Here is an 18,434-nt window from a genome sequence, read left to right on the forward strand (position 1 = left end):
ATTACTGTACCCCCATATCAACCAGGGCATATTTTCCCGGTAAACGCAGTTGGGCAACCTGGGGCGCATACAGGGTACTCACTGGTTGCCATCTATCGCTATAGGGAGTAAAGAAATACATGACGGGTTTCCTGACTGCTACTGGTAATGAGGTAAAGGACAGGACGGTTCCCGCCGGGAAATAAAGCTGGGGATGGAGACGGCGCCCTGTGCGCCCCTGGAGCTTGATGCTCCAGACGCGGGAGATAACCCGCGCCCCGCGGGGCAATTCTTTTAAAGCGGCTTCAGCCTCTGCCTGGCCCAGGTCCGCCAGGATAACCTCTACCCAGGCATCCCGCTCGTCAAAGCCGGCCAGGGTGCTCCGGTAGACATTAAACAGGGCGGTACCTGGCAGGGCCACTGTCACATCCCCGGCGCGGATACTTAAAGTGCCGCTGGCCTGCCTGGCCGTCCCGGCCGCCACCCGGATAACGTACTGTTTAATGTTATTATAGTGGGAAGAGTTCAGGTCCAGCTGGTAGTCTCTGGTCAAAAGTCCCTCCTGGCTCAAAGTGGCTTCCACTGTACCGGCAACAGGTTTAATGACAACCTCCGTTTTGCTTACCTGGGCATTTTCGTTTTCCTCGTCGTTCTCTTCCTCAGCGTCGGCATATTCTTCCCCGGTAAAGGCAGAATAGCCAAACTCATTGACTGCCCTCACCCGGAAGAAATATCCCGCTTCTTCCGGTAAGGCCTCGCTATAAAAGGTCGTATCCTTAGTCCGGGTTAAAAATGTATAAGGCCCGCCCGGCACCTTGCTTGCCCAGATTTCATAGTCATTGGCGAATTCCGCCGCGCCCCACCTTAATTTTATTTTATGGTCGTTACTAACCGTAGCCGTAAACCATGGAGGCGCCTCAGGTACACCACGAGGTTTAAGGTAGCGAAAACCCTGGGCCAGGGCACTCCAGCCACCGTCGGGGTTAACGACCCGCAACTCCTGCCACCCGGTGCTTCCGGGCGGGGTGGTGGCTTTAATCAGGGTATCGTCCACCCTTTCAAGGTTCTGGGCCGGTGTACCGCCGATCAGGACGGTTACCCCCCGAGCAAACTTGCTGCCGCTGATGCTGATGGCCGTCCCGCCGGTGGCCGGTCCTTCGTTGGGGTTAACAGAGCTAATAACTGGCGCTTCTACGTGATAATAGGTAAAGCCCTTAGCCAGGGTATAGGTACCCTCGTCGGGATTGACCACCGTTACATCGGCCGTTCCTTCGCTCCCCCGGGCGGCGTCAGCGCCGTAATGGTCTTGTAATCCACCCGGCGCACATCCCCGGCCGGGGCGCCGCCGACATACAGCTTTACCCCTTCGCGAAAGTCCAGGCCGGTCACGGTAATGGCCGTCCCGCCCACCTGGGGACCTCGATTGGGCTCCACCTTATTAATAACCGGCTGGCTTCCCGGTAGTTTGTAGGTATAAGCCGCCAGGAGGGTAGCCGTGCCGCCATCATAGTTGGTCACGGTGACATCTTTGGGGCCTTCGCTGTGGGGCGGCATCTTCACCCGCAGGGTCTGCCCGTCAACCAGTTTTACCTCCAGGGCCGGTTGGCCGCCGATGAAAACTTCCGGGCCTTCGCGGAAGTCCTCGCCGGTGATGGTCACCCAGTTGCCGCCCAGGGTGCTGCCGCTGGCGGGTTCAATACCGGTAATGACCGGCTGGCTGTCGGGAAGCACATAGGTAAAGGTTTTTGGCCGCACTGCCCCGGCGCCATCACCGTTGATGACCTTAACATCTACTGCCCCCAGGCGACCCCCGGCAGCAGGTGGCAGGGCAACTTCAATCATGGTGCCGCCCTCGGTGACGCTGTAGACTGGCGCCGCCACGCTGCCAAAATAGACCTGCACCGGCGCTATAAAGTCGGCGCCGCGGATAACTACTTTAATGCCGCCTTCCCTTGGACCGCGCTCCGGCACGACGGCATCGATCCGGGGTACCGAACGCTGGTAGGTAAAGGCGCGGCTTAAGGTATAAGAACCGGCATCGGGATTGACTACCGTAACGTCCACCGTTCCCGCCGGCCCCGGCGGCGTGGTGGCAGTGATGGTTTGGTAATCAACCCGTACGGCATTGGCGGCTTCTACCCCGCCAAAGAAGATCTTAACGCCGTCCCGGAAATCTTCCCCGCTGATGGTCACCGTTGTCCCCCCCAGGACACTACCCACGTGGGGGTCGAGGCTTTTAATTACCGGTTCGCTTCCCGGCACGCGGTACTCAAAAACCCCGTAAGCCGTAGCAACGCCGCCGTCCTTATTTACCACCGTGACGTCTACCAGGCCGGCATCATGGACCGGGGCGACGGCAGCAATGGCAGTGGGAGTGATATTTTTAACAATGGCCTCCACCTCGCCAAAGTAAACCTTTAGCTCCGGCCGGAAATCGCTGCCGGTAATGGTTACCGGGGTACCGCCCCTGGTAGTCCCTGTTCCGGGGCTGACGCTGGTAATAGCCGGCCGGCTGTCGGGCAGTTTGTAAGTAAACCCGCCGCGTAAGGTGGCACTGCCTCCGTCGGGATTGACAACATTAACGTCTACCGGCCCTATCAGGTAGGTATCCCCTACTTTTGGTCCCTCAGGGGTATGGACATAGATAACCTTTCCACCAGAGGCTACCAGGGGATTAATCATGCGTGTTCCCAGCTCTTTAGGTACTATTTTGCCTTCATTATCGACATAAAGGAAGGCTTCGTTAGTCCCGATAAACACCCGCACGCCCGGCCAGAAATATTCCCCGCTGATGGTCAAGAGGGTCCCGCCCTGAGCAGGTCCATAAGAGGGGAAGACACCGGTAATCCTGGGCGCAGTCAAGGGCTGGCGGTATTCGTAGGCATGTTCTTTGACAAAAATGCCTGTATCATAAACATTGACTACCGTAACATCGTATAAACCGGGAGTGTTGGCCGGAGCGCTGACCCGGACCTGATTGGGAGTTACTTCCAATACCCTGGCTTCTTCCCAGCCGAAATAGACCTTTACATCCGGCTGGAAACCGCTACCTGTAAGGAGGACTTCGTTACCGCCCTGGGCAGGCCCAAAATTGGGTGTAACCTGGTCCACCCGGGGAGAGGTTAAGGGCTGATAGTAAGTAAATATATCCCTGGCTATAAAACTGCCGCCATCCTCGCTTAGAGTGGCGTCGGTATTTACCACTGCAATGTCTACTTTTAAACCTTTTTGGGGATCGATACCCCCCGCCGTCCATGCCGGGAGACGGGCCTTTGCCGTTTGCTGGTCAATAACCTGGATATCTGCCGCTGGTACCTGCTGGTACACACTACCGCTTACCGTACCATAAACTACTTCTGTGATGCTGCCGACATACATTTGCATCGCGGGGTAAAAATCGGTACCGCGCAGGGTTACAATCGTACCCCCCTCGGCACTCCCCCGGTCAGGCGAGACGCTGTTGATTACCGGGTGGCTGATGTAAGTAAATCCATCCGGGAGAGTTACTTGGCCGCCATCAGGATTGGTGACCGTTACATCCTGGGGTCCGGGCTGGCCGGGCGGGGTAATAGCGCGGATTTCGGTAGGACTTACCACCTCTACCTGGCTAGCCGTAGCTCCGCCAATGGTAACGGAGGCTTTAGCCTGGAACCTGTCCCCATAAATGGTAACAGGAGTACCCCCGGTAGTAGGCCCCAGCGAGGGATTTATTCCGGTAATTTCCGGTGTGCTGGGCGGCACATAATAGGTAAATGATTGGGGCAGGGTCGCGCTGCCAAAACGGTTGCGCACCACCACGTCCTTGGTACCGGCAGTAGCAATGGGCGTCTCTGCCGTGATGGTAGAACCGTCCTGGCTAACGTTAATGTTGGTAGCAGGTAAAAAACCCTCTTCCTGGGTGCCTATTTCTACTACAATATTAATATTGCCCAGCTCGTCCTTATCCTGGTTAAAATTAGCGCCGGTAATAGTAATGGGTGTAGGTCTGTCCACCGGGCCTTTGTCAGGTGTTACGCTGACGATGGTCATGGTGTTGGCCACATAGGTAAAGGCATTGGGAAGCACCGCCGTGGCCAGATCCGGGTTGATAACGGTGACATCCCTGATGCCGGTATTGGCTGAAGGCGGGGTAACAGCCGTAATTTGCGTATCGCTAATTACCCGGACCTGAGTAGCCGGCAAATTGCCAATAAAGACCTGTACCGTTTCCCCCGCTTTTGGCGCCCGGAAATCGCTGCCGGTAATGGTAATTAATGTACCACCTGAGAGGGGGCCACCGGCAGGTTCTACTTTAGTAATACTGGGCCGGCTTTCCGGTACCCTGTAAGTAAACCCCCCGGTTAAAATGGCCTTTTCAGTGATTAAATTTGAATCCTGCCATCGTTTTATTATTAAAATAACATCTTGGGTACCATAACCTGGAGGTGTAACGGCTTTATATGCTTTGTTATCGGGATCCCAGGTGAGATTTTTTACAGCATTACCGCCAATAGTGAGTTCAATGCTTTCAACAGTAGGATCACCAGGATTAATAAAATTGGCCCCATTAACCGTAATTGGCGTATTTCCTTCCATTGAACCCTGGTTGGGAGTGACACTAGTTATCAACAGTACCCGTTCCGGCGCCAGGTAGGTAAACCCGTCGGGCTTAGTAAACTTTCCTCCATCAGGGTTCTCCACCGTAACATCTACGGGCCCGGTTACCGGGCTTGGGGGTGTAATAACTAAGAGTTCGGTAGTACTTTTTACAGTGACCTGCTCCGCATAGATATTACCAAACTTGACCTTAAGGGGGACATCAACGCCGGAGCGAAAATCGCTACCAATAATGGTAACCTCCGTACCCCCGTCTTTACTGCCCGCGTTAGGGTTGATGGTGGTAATAGCTGGACTGCTCATTTCGGTCACATAGGTAAAACCCTGAAATACCCTGTAAGCCTTAGCTGTATCCGCCGTGTCATATACTACTACATCCACCGCACCCGGGGCACCGGCCGGGGTGCTCACTTTAATATATCCATAAGTCACCTCGGTTACTGTGGCCTCTATACCCCCGAAGGTGACGCCAACCTGCCCTGCCGGCGGGAAATTACTACCGGTAATGGTTACTGTGGTCCCGCCCAGGGGACTGCCGTAGTTGGGTGTAATTGAATCGATAACCGGCGTGATAATAAATTCGTACTTGGTGTCATTAGTTACGGTACTTGTCTGGCCATCGGGATTGGTAATGGTGACATCCTGAATTCCCACCGAACCGCGCGGCGTCACCACCACCAGTTCCGTAATGCCGTTGGCCTGTTTAATAGTAGCCGGAGTACCGCCAAAACGGACAACGCCTGTAGAACTTAATTCCTGCCCCCTGATAGTCACTTCGGTGCCGCCCATCCAGGTGCCCCTATTGGGAGAAACACTGGTGATGACAGGCTGGCTCAAACGGTACTCAAATGTTTTTTCGTCGGTTGCCGGTAAAATTCCGGTACCACCATCAGGATTGACCACTTTAACTGCTACTTTCCCCACCGACCCCGGTGGCGTCAGGGCAGTGATGGTTGTGCCGTCGGAAGAAACAGTTACTCCCGTAGCCAGGCCAGTACCGAGATATAGGGTCAGGTTATTCTGAAAGCCGCCGCCCTTAACGGTAACTGCCTGGCCGCCAACGGTGCTGCCTGTCCGGCCTTCCGCTGTCGTTACTTCGGTTACTACCGGATCATAGCGAAAACCTGCCAGTTTGACATTCTCCTGGCCGTCCGGGTTAACAACTTTGACATCTACTGAACCGGAAATTGCGCTGGCAGGCGTCTTAACATCAAGTTTGCTTGAGCTGCGAAAAATTACTTCCGCCGCCGGGTTAGCGCCAAAATAAACATAAGCGCCAACGGCAAAATTAGAGCCGTTGACGGTAATCCAGGTACCACCAGTCATTGGTCCACTAGAGGGAGAAATACTGGTTATCTGCGGCGCCGCGGCTGCCAGGGCCTGGCCACATGAAAAAAATATTGCTACCATCGCCAGCAGCAATACTAATCTCTTTTTTAAATTAAAGCTCATAACGATTGTCTCCCCTTCCCAGCGATTAGATCGCTAAAGGTGGGTCGTCTTTCACCAGGGACTTTAACGCAGATAATCAATCAAGCTCGGTTGCAGGACCATGGCGCCGGTGGCCAGGGAAGCGCGGTAGACATTTTCCTGGTTTTTATAATTCATGACGGTTTCGGCCAGGTCGATATCTGCCAGGCTGGACATGGTTTTGGTAAGGCCGATCTGGGTATCATCTAAGCGGGAAGTGGCCATCTCCAGGCGGTTGCTCTTAGCGCCCAGGGTGGCACGGATCTCGAGGAGATGGTCGATGGCTTGATCGAACTGGCCCAGGGTATTTGATACTTGAGTATTGTTATGGTTCTTTAATGCCTCGTAGAGTTCATACAATAGCTTAAAAATACCTTTATCAGCGGTGTTATCGCCATTTGTATCAATGGCCTGATTGAAAACATACTTACCGTTTTCGTTGACGGTTATAGTCACTTGAGGCGCTACTTCCCAATCCAGCTTCTGGGTATCGCCATTATATTTCACAGGAAATTCAGGATCCGTATTATCCGTTATCCTTTCAAATGGCGCCTCAGGTGTATCAGTACCCGCAAAAAGAAAACGACCGCCATAAGAGGTATTACCTATCTGCACCATCTCGTCGATTAGCTGATCTACTTCCGCTGCCAGGGCTTCCATGGATTCATCGGGCATGGTGCCATTGGCGCCATAGACGGCCAGTTCGCGGGCGCGCTGCAGGGTGGCGGTGGCCATGTCCAGGGCTCTTTCGGAGGCGTCCAGCCAGCCGCGGGCGTCTTCCATGTTCTTTTTATACTGGTCGTTGGCAGCGATGGAGGTTTTAAAGGCCAGCACCCGCGCGACTACTATGGGGTCATCGGAGGGGCGGCTCACGGCCTTGCCGGAAGACATTTGTTCCTGAGTGCGGGACATGATCTCCAGGTTGCGGTTAATGTTGCGGACGACGTTGTTGTTGAGCATGCGGTTGGTGATGCGCACCTTTATTCACCCCGTAATGGACGGTAATTTTCCTGGACAAAAGGGTTTAACGGGTTACACCCATGCCATTGATGATTTTATCCAGCATGCTGTCCAGGGTGGTAATCATCCTGGCCGCGGCTTCATAAGCCCGCTGGTACTGGAGCATGCTGGCCATTTCCTCGTCCAGGGAGACGCCGGATATGGATTCTTTGCGGTTGGTAAGCTGGTCAACCAGGACGCCCTGGTTGGTGGTCATACGGACGGCCTCGTGGGCGTCGACGCCCAGTTTGGCGGTGAAGTTTTTGTAATAGTCGTCAAAGGTTGTGTTGGAAAGACCTGGTATCAACTCATGTTGGAGCTGGGCTATGGCCAGGGCGTTACTCCCGTCGCCTGGCCCTCCACCACTGCTTGCAGCTGCTATTTTGGTAACATTAGTTTTAATGTTGGGGTTTACTTGAATATTACCTGCTGTAATTGGCCCCCCACCGTTAGCAACGAAAAAATTTTCTCCAGCTGTTCCGGATAAATCATCTCCACTGGTATGTATATTATTAACAGCCGTTGCCAGCTCGCTAACCAAAGTATCTAAATTTGTTATATAAGTATCTACTTCACTCTTGGCTTTTTGTAAACCAAACAACTCGCCATTAGAAATATTTAAAGCCGGTTGAGTGGCCTCTACCCAACTAACAGCTGAACCTGATGATTGAAGTTCATGAATGGTACTGCCATCTACCCCTTCTACTAAGTTTCCGCCACCACCTAATGTGATGGTAATGGTACCATTACTAGATGTTGTAATAGTAAAATCAATTATCTTGCTCAACCTGTCCAGCAGCAAATCCCGCTGGTCCATGAGGTCGTTGGGCTGGTCACCGACGGCAATAATATTTTTGATCTGGCCGTTCAAGTCGGCTATCTGCTGGGCCAGGGAATTTATTTCGGTGACCTTTAATTCGACTGTTTGATTGATATCGTCCATAATGGTCGCCAGTTGCTGGAAACTATGGTTAAAGGCCTCCGCCAGAGCGTTAGCCGTTTCAACCACTGTGGTCCTTACTGGGGAACTTTCGGCGTACTTGGAGAGTTCCTGCCAGGCGGCCCAGAACTGGCTCATTAGAGTGCTCAGGCCGGTGTCCGAGGGCTCGTTGAAGACGATCTCTACCTGCTTTAAAACATCCTGGACCTGTTCCCACTGGCCCAGGGAGCCGGTTTCCCGGCGGATTTGGGTGTCTAAAAATTCGTCCCGCAGGCGGCGGGTTTCCTGGCTGTCGACACCGGTACCTATCTGCCAGCCTGTACCGCCAGGATGGTTCATGGATGGGACGGGATAGGCAGGTAAGGTGGCCAGGACCACCCGCTGGCGGGTATAGCCCTCGGTGTTGGCGTTGGCGATATTGTGGGCAGTCGTGTAAATGCCCCGCTGCTGGGCCTGCATGCCGCGCAGGGCGGTATTGAAGCCGAAAAAGGTTCCCGGCACCCCTTTTCACCCTCTGCTAGAAGTTTTTGCAGTCACCTTGCCGGTCCTGTTATCGTTGGCTGGCCGCCAAACGTGAAAGTACAACCGGGCCCTCTGCCACCGGTAAGCAACGGCTAGACCAGCCGGTCCATTATTCCGGGGCCTGAGCCTTCCGGTAGTAACAGGGAGAGCATCTTCTGCACGTAGGCCAGGGACTGGCGCGCCAGCAGGCGGTTGCTCTCGTTGATTTCCTGGAACTCCCGCACCGCCTGCCGGAGGGCGTCGCGGAGGCGATTTACCTCGTCGTCCTCACGGCCGTTTTCCCGGGAGGCAGGTGGGTCTGCCGCACTTGTCTCCGGGCTTGCCTCCATCACCTGCTGCCGCTCCTCTTCCAGGACGGCCAAACGGCGGGCGAGTTCCCCTTTCCGGCCGGTAGCCGCCCGGATGCCGGCCAGATCGTCGGTCATCAGGGCTTCCTGTTCCTGCCGGCCCACGGCCAGGAGTTCCCGTACCGCCGCCAGCTCATCCCGTAGAACGTCGGCCAGCTCCCTCACCGGCCCATCTCCTTCAAGATGGCGCCGGCCACTTCTTCCAGCGATACGTTATAAGTACCTGCGGCCAGGGCGGCGCGGATGGCTTCTACCCGGCCGGCGCGGGTGTCGTTTACTTCCTCCAGGCGGGCCTTTAATTCCCGGATGAGCTGGCTGCCCGCGGAAAGCTGGACGGTGTCGGCGCTGGGGGGAGCTTTATCCACCCGTCCCTGCCCTTTAACGCCGGCAGGCTGCTCGTAAGCTGCGCGCACCTGGTTCCAGGATACCGGTCCCTGTCCTGTTATCTTCAAGCCCTTACACCCCTGATAGATGTTTTTTGTCTCTAGTCTCTATATCGGCAAGTCGGCAATGAACTTTACCCGGCCGGCAACAGGCAAATATCATAGATTTAAATCAAACTTAACAGCAAAACCCTACCATCTCCGTATCCACTCCGTACCCACTCCGTTTTATAAACCATAGTTAAATAAAGTATAATTTAACCTCCGCTCCAAGCATTACATGTTAAGGGCGAGGAGCAACTAAGGATACAATAGCCCCGGCTATAGCCGGCAGGGGCAGCACCTGGTCGGCCAGGCCGGCTTCCACCGCTGCCCGTGGCATGCCATAGACGATACAGGTCCCTTCATCCTGGGCTAAAACCTGGCCGCCCCGCTCCTTAATAGCCTTGAGGCCCCGGACGCCATCGTTCCCCATACCAGTGAGTATTACCCCCAGGCTCCTGGGACCATATACCCTGGCTACGGAGAGCATGAGCACGTCTACCGAGGGCTTAAAGAGAGTAGGCACTTCGGCCTCTGCGGCCAGCTGCACCTGGACGCTGCCCGCGTGCCTTTCCAGGAGCATTTGTTTGCCGGCCGGGGCGATGAGGGCCAGGCCGGGCCGGACAACATCCCCTGCTGCCGCCTCCCTGATTTCCAGGGCGGCCAGTTCATTTAAGCGCCGGGCCAGGGGGCCGGTAAAACCCGGGGGCATGTGTTGCACAATCACTATACCGGCAGGCAGGTCGCCGGGCAGTGCCGTCAGGACCTGCTGCAGGGCCGCCGGCCCTCCTGTGGAGGTGCCAATGGCGACAACCTCTACCTGGCCCTGCCGGGGAGAAATAAAAGGTGCCGGGATAATTTCCCGGCAAGGTTTACCCCGGCAGAGACGCCCTACCGGTACCCTGGCCGCAGCCTTAATTTTTTCCGGTAAGATCCTGGCCAGCTCTTTTATGTCCCCGGATTTTGCCGGCTTCAGGACAAAATCTACGGCCCCCAGCTCCAGGGCTTTAATGGTCACCTCAGCCCCGGCGGCCGTATGGGCGGACAGCATGATGACAGCCACCGGACTGCTGGCCATGAGGCTTTTCAGTGTCGCCAGGCCATCCATGACCGGCATTTCCAGGTCCAGGGTTACGACCTGCGGCTGCAGGGAAGCGACTTTTTCCAGGGCTTCCTCGCCATTACGGGCATAACCCACTACCTGAATACCGGGATCGGCTTTTAAGATGTCCATCAGCAGCCGCCGGCTAAAGGCGGAATCGTCGACGACCAGGACCTTAACCGGCCAGTTCACGGCTCGCCTCCACCCCCAGGTTATCCACCAGGCTGCGGACATCTAAGATCAGGGCCACACTGCCATCGCCCATGATGGTAGCCCCGGCAATGCCCGGTATCTTGCCAATAAAATTCCCCAGGGATTTGATGACAATCTCCTGCTCGCCGATGAGGTTGTCGACAATAAAACCGATCTGTTTTTCCGCCAGGCCTACTATAACTACGGCATAATTTTCTCCCGCCGGCATAGCCCTGGCCAGGCCCAGGGCCTGGCCCAGGTAAATGAGGGGCAGCACCCGGCCACGGACGACTACCACCTGCTGGCGGTGGACGTGCTGGATGTCGGCGGGGGTGATGGCGATAATTTCGACCACATTGGCCAGGGGGAAGGCATAAACCCGCCCGCCCACCTGGACCAGGAGGGAACGGTTAATGGCCAGGGTCAGGGGCAGCTTAATGGTGAAACACGTTCCCTTGCCGGGGGTGGTGCGGATGTCAATGGTGCCGTTGATCTTTTCAATATGGTTACGGACGATATCCATGCCCACGCCGCGGCCGGAAACATCGGTAACTTTCTCTGATGTCGAAAGGCCCGGTAGGAAGATAAGATCCAGGGCTTCCCGGTGACCCAGCCTGGCGGCCGCCTCACGGCTGATCAGCCCTTTAGCCACAGCCCTGGCTTTTATTTTTTCCGGATCCATACCGGCGCCGTCGTCTTCTACGGTAATGACAATCTGGTTTTCCTGGTGGAAGGCCCGCAGGCGAACCGTACCGTGCCGGGGCTTGCCGGCCTTCAGCCTTGCTTCCGGGGCTTCAATGCCGTGATCAATGGCGTTGCGCAGCAGGTGGATGAGGGGATCGCCGATTTCCTCGATAACCGTCCGGTCCAGCTCCGTTTCCCGGCCTTCAATAATAAAGTCGATCTCCTTGCCGGCCTTCCGGGCCAGGTCCCGGACCATGCGGGGGAAGCGGTTAAAGACCTGGTCAACGGGGAACATGCGGGCCTTCATGATCTCTTCCTGGAGGTCGGAGGTAATGCGGCCAATGTGCAGGGAGACTTCTTCCAGGGTTTCCAGGAGTTCTTCGTTGCCCAGGCGGGCCTTCAACCCATTGCCCACTTCGGCCAGGCGGGTACGGTCAATGACCAGTTCACCAACCAGGTTCATGAGGTTTTCCAGGCGCTGGACATCTACCCGGACTGTCTGGGTAATGCGTTGCTCACCCGACTTGCTATTTGCCCTGGCGGCAAGGCTACCATTCTCCTGCTCAAGGGCAGAAACTTCAGCTGCCGCCAGCCGGTCTTCCTCCAGGCTAATAGGCCGCACCGTTACATTTTTGATTTCTGATATGGACTTGACGATATTGGCCAGGGTGTCGGCATCTTCCCGGCTGACAAAGGCCAGGGTAAAGGTATCCTCAAATTTCTCGGCTTCCAAATCCTGGGTGTGGGGAACGCTTTTGATGACCTCGCCGGCCTCCTTGAGGTTGTTGAAGACCAGGTAGGCCCGGGCAGCCTTCATCTGGCAGCCTTCTTCGAGCTGCACCCGGATCTCATAGGCCTGGAAACCCTTCACTTGAGCTGCGCGGATGACATTCTGTTCAATGTCGTCGAGGGTGAGGGTCTCGCTGCCAGGTGCCTTGTCCCGGGGACTGGCCCCCGCCTCGCCGGCCAGGACGGCTTCCAGCCGGGTAACTATTTCTCCCACCTCACCCTCATCCCCGTTGCCGGCAGCAATGCTGTCTTTTAGCACTCGCAGTCTGTCCAGGCTGGCCAGGAGGATGTCAATGATCTCCCGGGAAACGGCGAGCTTCCCCTGGCGTAAGAGATCAAGGACGCTCTCCATGCGATGGGTGAGGGTGGCCAGGCGGTTAAAACCCATTGATGCTGAAGAGCCCTTCAGGGTATGGGCCGCCCGGAAGATGGTGTTTAACAGGTCAAGATCCTCGGGAGTTTGCTCCAGCTTGACAATGGCTTCATCCAGCTGCTGAAGCTGCTCCCCGGCTTCATCGAGGAAAATACCCAGGTACTGGGACATATCCAGCTCGCTCATCTTGAATCCACCCCGGCAGCTATTTCCTGCTGCAGTTGGCGCTGTTCACTTTCCCGCAGCACCCGGTCCAGGTCCAGGAGAATAATCAACCGCTCATTCCACTTGCCCACGCCCTTAAGATAGGCCACATCAATGCCGCTGATCATGGGAGGCGGCGGCTCAATGCTGGCAGCCGGCAGGCGCAGGACTTCGGAAACGGAATCGACAATCATGCCCACCGTCACTTGGCCCAGCTCCACCACCATAATGCGGGTGTTATTCGTGAGCTCAGCCCGCGGCAGGTCAAAGCGTTTATGGAGGTCAATGACCGGGATGATGCGGCCGCGTAAGTTGATTACCCCTTCGATAAAAACCGGTGTCCTGGGAATCTGGGTAATGCTTTGCATACGGATGATTTCCTGGACGTGGTTAATATCAACGCCGTAAGTTTCACCGGCCAGCTGGAAGACCACCAGCTGGATTTCCGCTGCTGTTTCCGTTGCCATTAATATCCCACCCTTCTATTACCTCATAGGTAAATTCTGCATTGCAAGGCAAATTCCTCTGGGAGCAGGCATATTTTTGCCCCCCGTTGACCAAGCTAAAAGTTACCGGGAATAAGCCTGGCCTTTGCGACCTGGCGTTCAGGCCGTTTCTAGCCCTCCTGGTTATGAATTAATGAAAGGAGTATTGAATATGCCTCTTAAAGTCAAGTGTCGGGTGGCCAACTGCATCTACTGGCAGGATGGCGCTTGCCACGCCGGCAGTATTACCGTGGCCGTCCAGGGGGCGCCGAATAACTCCAGCGCCCACAACGACCGCGATACCGAGTGCGAAACCTTCCAGGCCCGGGCATAGATTGGAAGTTGGAAGCAGGAAGCCGGTAAACCGGCAGGTTTGAATGACCTCGCTTAACTATTATAGCTTGAACCGGGCCACAGCCCTTTCGAGGTTACCTGCGGCTGCAGCCAGCTGCTGGGCCGCCTGGCTAATCTGGTCCACTGCTGCCGTCTGCTCTTCCGTGGAGGCGGAAACCTGCTGGGTGCTGGCAGCCATTTCTTCAATACCGGCAGCTATACTTTCGACCCGGCCTTTGACCTGGCGGGAACCCTCATACATTTCATCCGCCTTGCCGGCCACATTCTTGATCTTGCTGACCAGGGTCTGGATGGACTGTTCAATGGCGGCAAAGGCTATACCCGTGCGGGTAACCACTTCCGTACCCTGGCGGACATCCCGGGAGCCTTCGGCCATGCTGTTGACCACACGCTCTGTCTCCCGCTGGATCTCCTGTATCAGGCCGACAATCTGCTTGGTGGCTTCAGCTGACTGCTCAGCCAGTTTCCGCACTTCGTCGGCCACGACGGCAAAGCCGCGTCCCTGTTCCCCGGCCCGGGCCGCTTCAATGGCCGCATTCAGGGCCAGGAGATTGGTCTGCTCGGCAATGCCAGAGATAACACCTACAATCTGGCCAATCTGCTGGGAACGGGCTCCCAGCTCGCCTACTGCCAGGGCCAGGCTGTCCATGCGCCTGGAGATGGCCTCCATCTGCTGGGTAGCTTCGGCTACCGCCCGGGCACCTTCGCTGGCTTTAGCCGCGGCCTGGTCGGAGGCGGCCGCCATATCCTCGGTGTTGCGGTGGACTTCTTCCACCCTGGTCACCTGGGCGTCAGTCGCTGCCGCCGTCTCGCTGACCTGCTGGGCCTGGTCTTCGGCGCCTTTGGCCATTTCCTGGGTGGTGGCCGCCACCTGGCGGGCGGCGTCCCCCAGTTCCTGGGACATGCGGGCCAGGTCCTGGCTGGCCGAGGCTACCTGGTTAGTCATATCCCGTACCTGGCCGATAACCTGGCGCAGGTTTTCTCCCATGGTGTTGAACGCGGCGGCCAGCTTACCAACTTCATCTTTGGTTATAACATGAAGGGGTTCGGCGGTGAGATCGCCGTCGGCGATCCGGGTAGCGTAGGCTGCCACCTGGCCCAGGGACTTGCCGACCATACGGCTGATAAACCACGCTACCAGCAGGCCCAGGACCAGGGCCAGGAGTAAACCGCCAAGCAAAGTTGCCTGGGCCCGCCTGATGGCTGCCGTTAGCTGGGCCTCGGCGAGAGCGTTCTTCTCGGTCATCTCTTTGGCCATGTGGTTGCCGATATTATTGATATTATCCAGGGAAGCCCCCATCTGGAAGCTCAAAATAGGCAGGGCCGCCATGCGGTCTTCCCGGCTGGTGTTTACGATGCTGTTCTTGAAGGTATCAGTAAAACTCTTGGAGGCCTGGGTCATGGCCGCGAGATACCCGGCCGTCTGGCTGTCGAGCTCTTGTTCTTCCAGCCGGGTCCGGGCATCATGGAAACGCTTCAGGGCATCGTCGAAACCCAGGACGTGGGTCTGGGAACCGTTGATTATGTAATCGGTGGCCCGGCGGTAGGCATCCCAGATAGCATTGGTCATCTCGGTAAAGAGCATGTTCTGCTCATGGGCAAGGGTTACTTCCCTGGAAAGCCGGTCTACCTGCTGGAGATTAAAATTGACGTAGACTACCACGGCGACAAATATGGCGATGATAAGGATAAAGCCGGCTGTTAATTTAGCCCCCAGCCGCCAGCGGCTGAAAAACCTTGCCCGGGCCTTCCCCGGGCGGAACGCTCTGGCCGGCCCTTGATCTCCCGGTTCTCCTGCCCGGCCTTTTTTCTTAAATAAGTGCAAGCGCATAAAAGGAAACCCCTCCTCCGGTTTAGTTTAATAAAATAAATAATAAAGGCTACCCCCTGGGTAGCCCCGTCCCACCCGCGGCAACTGGCTGTCCTGGCCCGCAACCGGGCTTTAGACCCTGTAGCTTTGCGCCCCTGCCTTTCGGCAGGTTTGCCTTTTCGGGGAAATTTTTCTATTTTCGCCTTAATTATACCGCAGGGGTTCGCTATTATGCAAGATATACCATTTGAGAAGTTGGAGGCAGGAGACTGGCAGTTTTTTATTGGGTTTTTGCGGCAGGGGCGCTATTATCGTGTTTTTCCCCTTGAGCTATCAGTTCTGACACGGTTACCAGTTGATAGCCTTTATCCCGCAGCTCTTTAATCAAGAGCGGCAGGGCCACCAGGGTGCCGGGGTGGCCTTCATGGAGGAGGATGATGCTACCGTCCCGGACGTTAGCCATGACGCCCTGGACGATGGCCCTGGGACCAGGATTGGACCAGTCGTGGGGATCTACGCTCCAGGTGACTATGGGGGTACCCAGCCTGGCTGCTGCCGCCAGCAAATTGGGACCCATGGCGCCGTAGGGGGGGCGGAAATATTTTACCGGCCGGCCGCTTATTTTCTCCAGGACGGCAGCCGCCTGCCGGAGATCTGCCTCAGCTTCAGCCTGGGACACCTTCCCCAGGTTGGCATGGCGCCAGGAGTGGTTGGCTACTTCATGGCCGCCGTCCAGGGCTGCCCTGACCAGCTCCGGGTGGGCTTCCACCTGCCGCCCGACCATAAAGAAGGTGGCCGGGGTTCTGGTGGCTGCCAGGACTGTTAAATAACGTTCAGTCCACCGGGGAAAAGGGCCGTCGTCAAAAGTAAGGGCCACCCGGTGGCCGGCCCCCGGCACCTGGCGTAGGGGCTGGAGCCCGGGCTTGGGTTCCGGCTCCGGAACGGGTGGCGCCGGCCGGGGTGGAGTTATCGGCGCTACAGCTACCGGTTTAACCGGGGTAATGGACAATCCTGGCTTGCCCCCGGCCAGCTGGTAAGGGCCGGCAACAGGTGGCGAGGCCAATGCCGGTCTGGTAACTCCAGCCTGCTGCCAGCCGGCACCACCAATGGTGGTAACAACTACCATTAAGGCAGCTATAGTCACCAGGTACCACAGCCGCAGCAACGCTTCCGGCCAGGCGGCCCGCGGGTGCTTACCAATCCTGGCCACCCAGGGCCAGTGCCCCACCACATATTTACCTGCCTGGCTCATGCCGGTTCGCCCCTTTTGCCCATTTTCCTCATGAAGTTTCTTCTACATTATTAGACGTTTTTCAGGGCCGTTAGTTCCGTAAATACGGCGTAAAATTGGTCGCTGCCAGCCTGCCATAATATGTAAGAATAGTAACCATAGCTTGCGGGGGAACGATTTCATAGCGGTAATAACGCTGGACATAAGCCAGGGCTTGCTGCAGCCTGGCTGTACCGGCGGCGGCTTCCAGCTCCAGCCAGAATGTGGCTCCCCGGTTATAGACGGCCAGGCGGTAGGCCTGCTCATTACCATATTCCTCAAGAGATAAGTTAATGGGTTGAGCTGTCTGGCCCGCCAGGCGCCCGATCTCGGCCAGTTTAGCCTGGTAGAGGGCCTGGTCGCCCTGGCGGTAAAAAAGGAGAGTGCTGTACTCGGCCAGGCCTTCATCAATCCAGGCCGCATGAAGGCTATCGTTCCCTACCAGGTTGTACCACCACTGGTGGGCGATTTCGTGGACAACGGTAGCAGGACTATAACTTTTGCGGTTACTTAAAATAATAAAGCCCGGGTATTCCATGCCGGCCAGGTTATCCAGAGGGACAAAAGCCAGGTGCAGGTAACTGTAGGGATAGAGTCCATAGGCTGCCTGGAAAAAGTCTAAAGCCTGGCCGGCCACCTCCAGGGCGGCCGCCGCCGGCTCTCCCCGGGAAGCTATTACCATCTGGACCGCCCCCACCTGGCGGCTGGCCAACTGCCAGTCAGGCGCGGCCGTAAAGGCAAATTCCCGGATGGGGTGCTCGCTGTTAAAGGTCCAGACGGTCCAATCACCCCCTTCCTGCCGCCCTGTTTCCCGGGAACTGGCCAGGACCCGGTAACCGGAGGGCATAGTGAGGCGCACCCGGTAGTAGGCGGCAGCGGCGAAATACGGGTCGCCATAGGGTGTACCGGCCACCCCTGCCCAGGTATCCCCAGTATGAGGGGCGAGGAGGGGGTACCAGCCGGCCGCCATCAGGGTGTCTCCGGTCCGGCCCAGGCGCGCTGCCTCTTCCGGTACCTGGGTAGTGAAAGAAAGAGCCAGGGAAAGGGTTTCCCGGGGAGCAAGGCTCAAGGGTAGGAAGACTTCCAGGGAACTGCCCCGGGAATTGAAAGGAACAGGCCGCTTATTTATATAAACCCTGCTAACTGTTAATTGCGCTCCATTACCATACAGAGCATTGGCCGGGAGATTGAAATATAGTTTCCGCAGGGGTACAAGATAAGGATTTTGGTAAGCCAGGAGGAGTTCCCCCGTAAGCTGTCCTCTGGCAGGGTCATACCTGGCCTGGAGATCATACACGGGATAATAACGGAAATGCAGACCGGCCCGGCCCTTCAGGGGAGGGAGGTATGTATCAGTACTTTCCTGCTCTGGAGCAGCTCCCATCCTGCCGGAGGCAGGCAGTCCCAGCACCTCCAGGGCCAGGCTTAAGGGTATGTAAAGCTTATCGTCTACCAGAACCGGGGCCGCGTCAAGTCGCCGGGGTACTCCATCGACCTCGGCCGCCAGGCTGCCGGCGACTACAGCAGTTCCTTTGCTCCCCCGTAAAATACCCCTGTTCTTGTACCAGTCGGCACTGCCGCCGGCCAGGGGTAAAAAATCCCCCGCCGATACCAGTATATGCCCCCCTGCTTCCAGGGGTGGCGGGTCCAGGACTACCTGTTTAAATGTGGCCTCTTTAAGAATAACCTCCGGCAGGGTTTGAATTGGTCCCGGTACTGCTGCCGGGCCGGAAAAAAGGACCAGGGCCAGCAGGACAATGAGGGCGCCAGTGAGGATTTTTTTGGGCATCGCTCCACCGCCTTGCCCTTTATTTCGACAACATCACCCTTTCTCCTGCCACACGCATAGGGAAAAAGGCCAGGTGCATAATAAATTTAAGCACATCCAGGGGG

At 56.5% G+C, this 18,434-nt stretch carries 13 protein-coding genes and 1 riboswitch; of the genes, 1 reads left to right on the forward strand and 12 read right to left on the reverse strand.

Annotated features, from left to right (window positions below):
* Position 1 precedes the first annotated feature (1 nt).
* The 9 genes from MOST_RS10285 to MOST_RS10325 all read right to left on the reverse strand — a co-directional run bounded on the left by MOST_RS10285 (position 2) and on the right by MOST_RS10325 (position 13,089).
* Positions 2 to 1,231, reverse strand: a complete 1,230-nt coding sequence (locus tag MOST_RS10285; protein ID WP_054937791.1) for an IPT/TIG domain-containing protein — start codon at positions 1,229 to 1,231, stop codon at positions 2 to 4.
* Between the two features lie 2 nt (positions 1,232 to 1,233).
* Positions 1,234 to 6,027, reverse strand: coding sequence for an IPT/TIG domain-containing protein (locus tag MOST_RS10290; protein WP_054937790.1), 4,794 nt, complete (start codon positions 6,025 to 6,027; stop codon positions 1,234 to 1,236).
* A 63-nt stretch (positions 6,028 to 6,090) separates the two neighbouring features.
* Complete coding sequence (gene flgL / locus MOST_RS10295; RefSeq protein WP_054937789.1) at positions 6,091 to 7,023, reverse strand: flagellar hook-associated protein FlgL; 933 nt, start codon at positions 7,021 to 7,023, stop codon at positions 6,091 to 6,093.
* A 46-nt stretch (positions 7,024 to 7,069) separates the two neighbouring features.
* The gene (flgK, locus tag MOST_RS10300; protein WP_054937788.1) at positions 7,070 to 8,485 is read right to left on the reverse strand and encodes a flagellar hook-associated protein FlgK; all 1,416 of its coding nucleotides are present in this window, start codon (positions 8,483 to 8,485) and stop codon (positions 7,070 to 7,072) included.
* Between the two features lie 113 nt (positions 8,486 to 8,598).
* Positions 8,599 to 9,018: a flagellar protein FlgN gene (locus MOST_RS10305; protein ID WP_054937787.1), complete on the reverse strand. Its 420-nt coding sequence runs from the start codon at positions 9,016 to 9,018 to the stop codon at positions 8,599 to 8,601.
* Positions 9,015 to 9,305 carry a flagellar biosynthesis anti-sigma factor FlgM gene (flgM, locus tag MOST_RS10310; RefSeq protein WP_054937786.1) on the reverse strand — a complete coding sequence of 97 codons (291 nt, stop codon included), beginning with the start codon at positions 9,303 to 9,305 and terminating at the stop codon, positions 9,015 to 9,017. Before flgM ends, MOST_RS10305 begins: the two co-directional genes overlap by 4 nt.
* Positions 9,306 to 9,519: 214 nt before the next feature.
* Entirely contained in the window at positions 9,520 to 10,572 is a 1,053-nt protein-coding gene (locus MOST_RS10315; protein ID WP_106007124.1) for a protein-glutamate methylesterase/protein-glutamine glutaminase, read from the reverse strand.
* A complete protein-coding gene (locus MOST_RS10320) occupies positions 10,556 to 12,604 on the reverse strand; it encodes a chemotaxis protein CheA (RefSeq protein WP_054937784.1) in 2,049 nt (682 codons plus the stop codon). The genes MOST_RS10315 and MOST_RS10320 overlap by 17 nt, the downstream gene beginning before the upstream one ends.
* Positions 12,601 to 13,089, reverse strand: a complete 489-nt coding sequence (locus MOST_RS10325) for a chemotaxis protein CheW (protein ID WP_054937783.1) — start codon at positions 13,087 to 13,089, stop codon at positions 12,601 to 12,603. The genes MOST_RS10320 and MOST_RS10325 overlap by 4 nt, the downstream gene beginning before the upstream one ends.
* 190 nt (positions 13,090 to 13,279) lie before the next feature.
* On the opposite strand from MOST_RS10325, the gene MOST_RS10330 reads away from it, so the two are divergent.
* Positions 13,280 to 13,441, forward strand: coding sequence for a DUF1540 domain-containing protein (locus MOST_RS10330; RefSeq protein ID WP_106007125.1), 162 nt, complete (start codon positions 13,280 to 13,282; stop codon positions 13,439 to 13,441).
* Between the two features lie 60 nt (positions 13,442 to 13,501).
* On the opposite strand, the gene MOST_RS10335 is transcribed toward MOST_RS10330, so the two are convergent.
* The 3 genes from MOST_RS10335 to MOST_RS10345 all read right to left on the reverse strand — a co-directional run bounded on the left by MOST_RS10335 (position 13,502) and on the right by MOST_RS10345 (position 18,330).
* Positions 13,502 to 15,292 (reverse strand): methyl-accepting chemotaxis protein, encoded by a 1,791-nt coding sequence (locus MOST_RS10335; RefSeq protein ID WP_054937782.1) that lies wholly within the window; start codon positions 15,290 to 15,292, stop codon positions 13,502 to 13,504.
* A gap of 76 nt (positions 15,293 to 15,368) precedes the next feature.
* A riboswitch (cyclic di-GMP riboswitch) is annotated at positions 15,369 to 15,457 on the reverse strand.
* 94 nt (positions 15,458 to 15,551) lie between these two features.
* A complete protein-coding gene (locus MOST_RS10340; RefSeq protein ID WP_054937781.1) occupies positions 15,552 to 16,523 on the reverse strand; it encodes a polysaccharide deacetylase family protein in 972 nt (323 codons plus the stop codon).
* Positions 16,524 to 16,593: 70 nt separating this feature from the next.
* Positions 16,594 to 18,330 carry a M1 family aminopeptidase gene (locus tag MOST_RS10345; protein ID WP_054937780.1) on the reverse strand — a complete coding sequence of 579 codons (1,737 nt, stop codon included), beginning with the start codon at positions 18,328 to 18,330 and terminating at the stop codon, positions 16,594 to 16,596.
* Positions 18,331 to 18,434: the final 104 nt, after the last annotated feature.

It is taken from the genome of Neomoorella stamsii (assembly GCF_002995805.1).
In the GTDB taxonomy this organism is placed as follows: domain Bacteria; phylum Bacillota; class DSM-521; order Neomoorellales; family Neomoorellaceae; genus Neomoorella; species Neomoorella stamsii.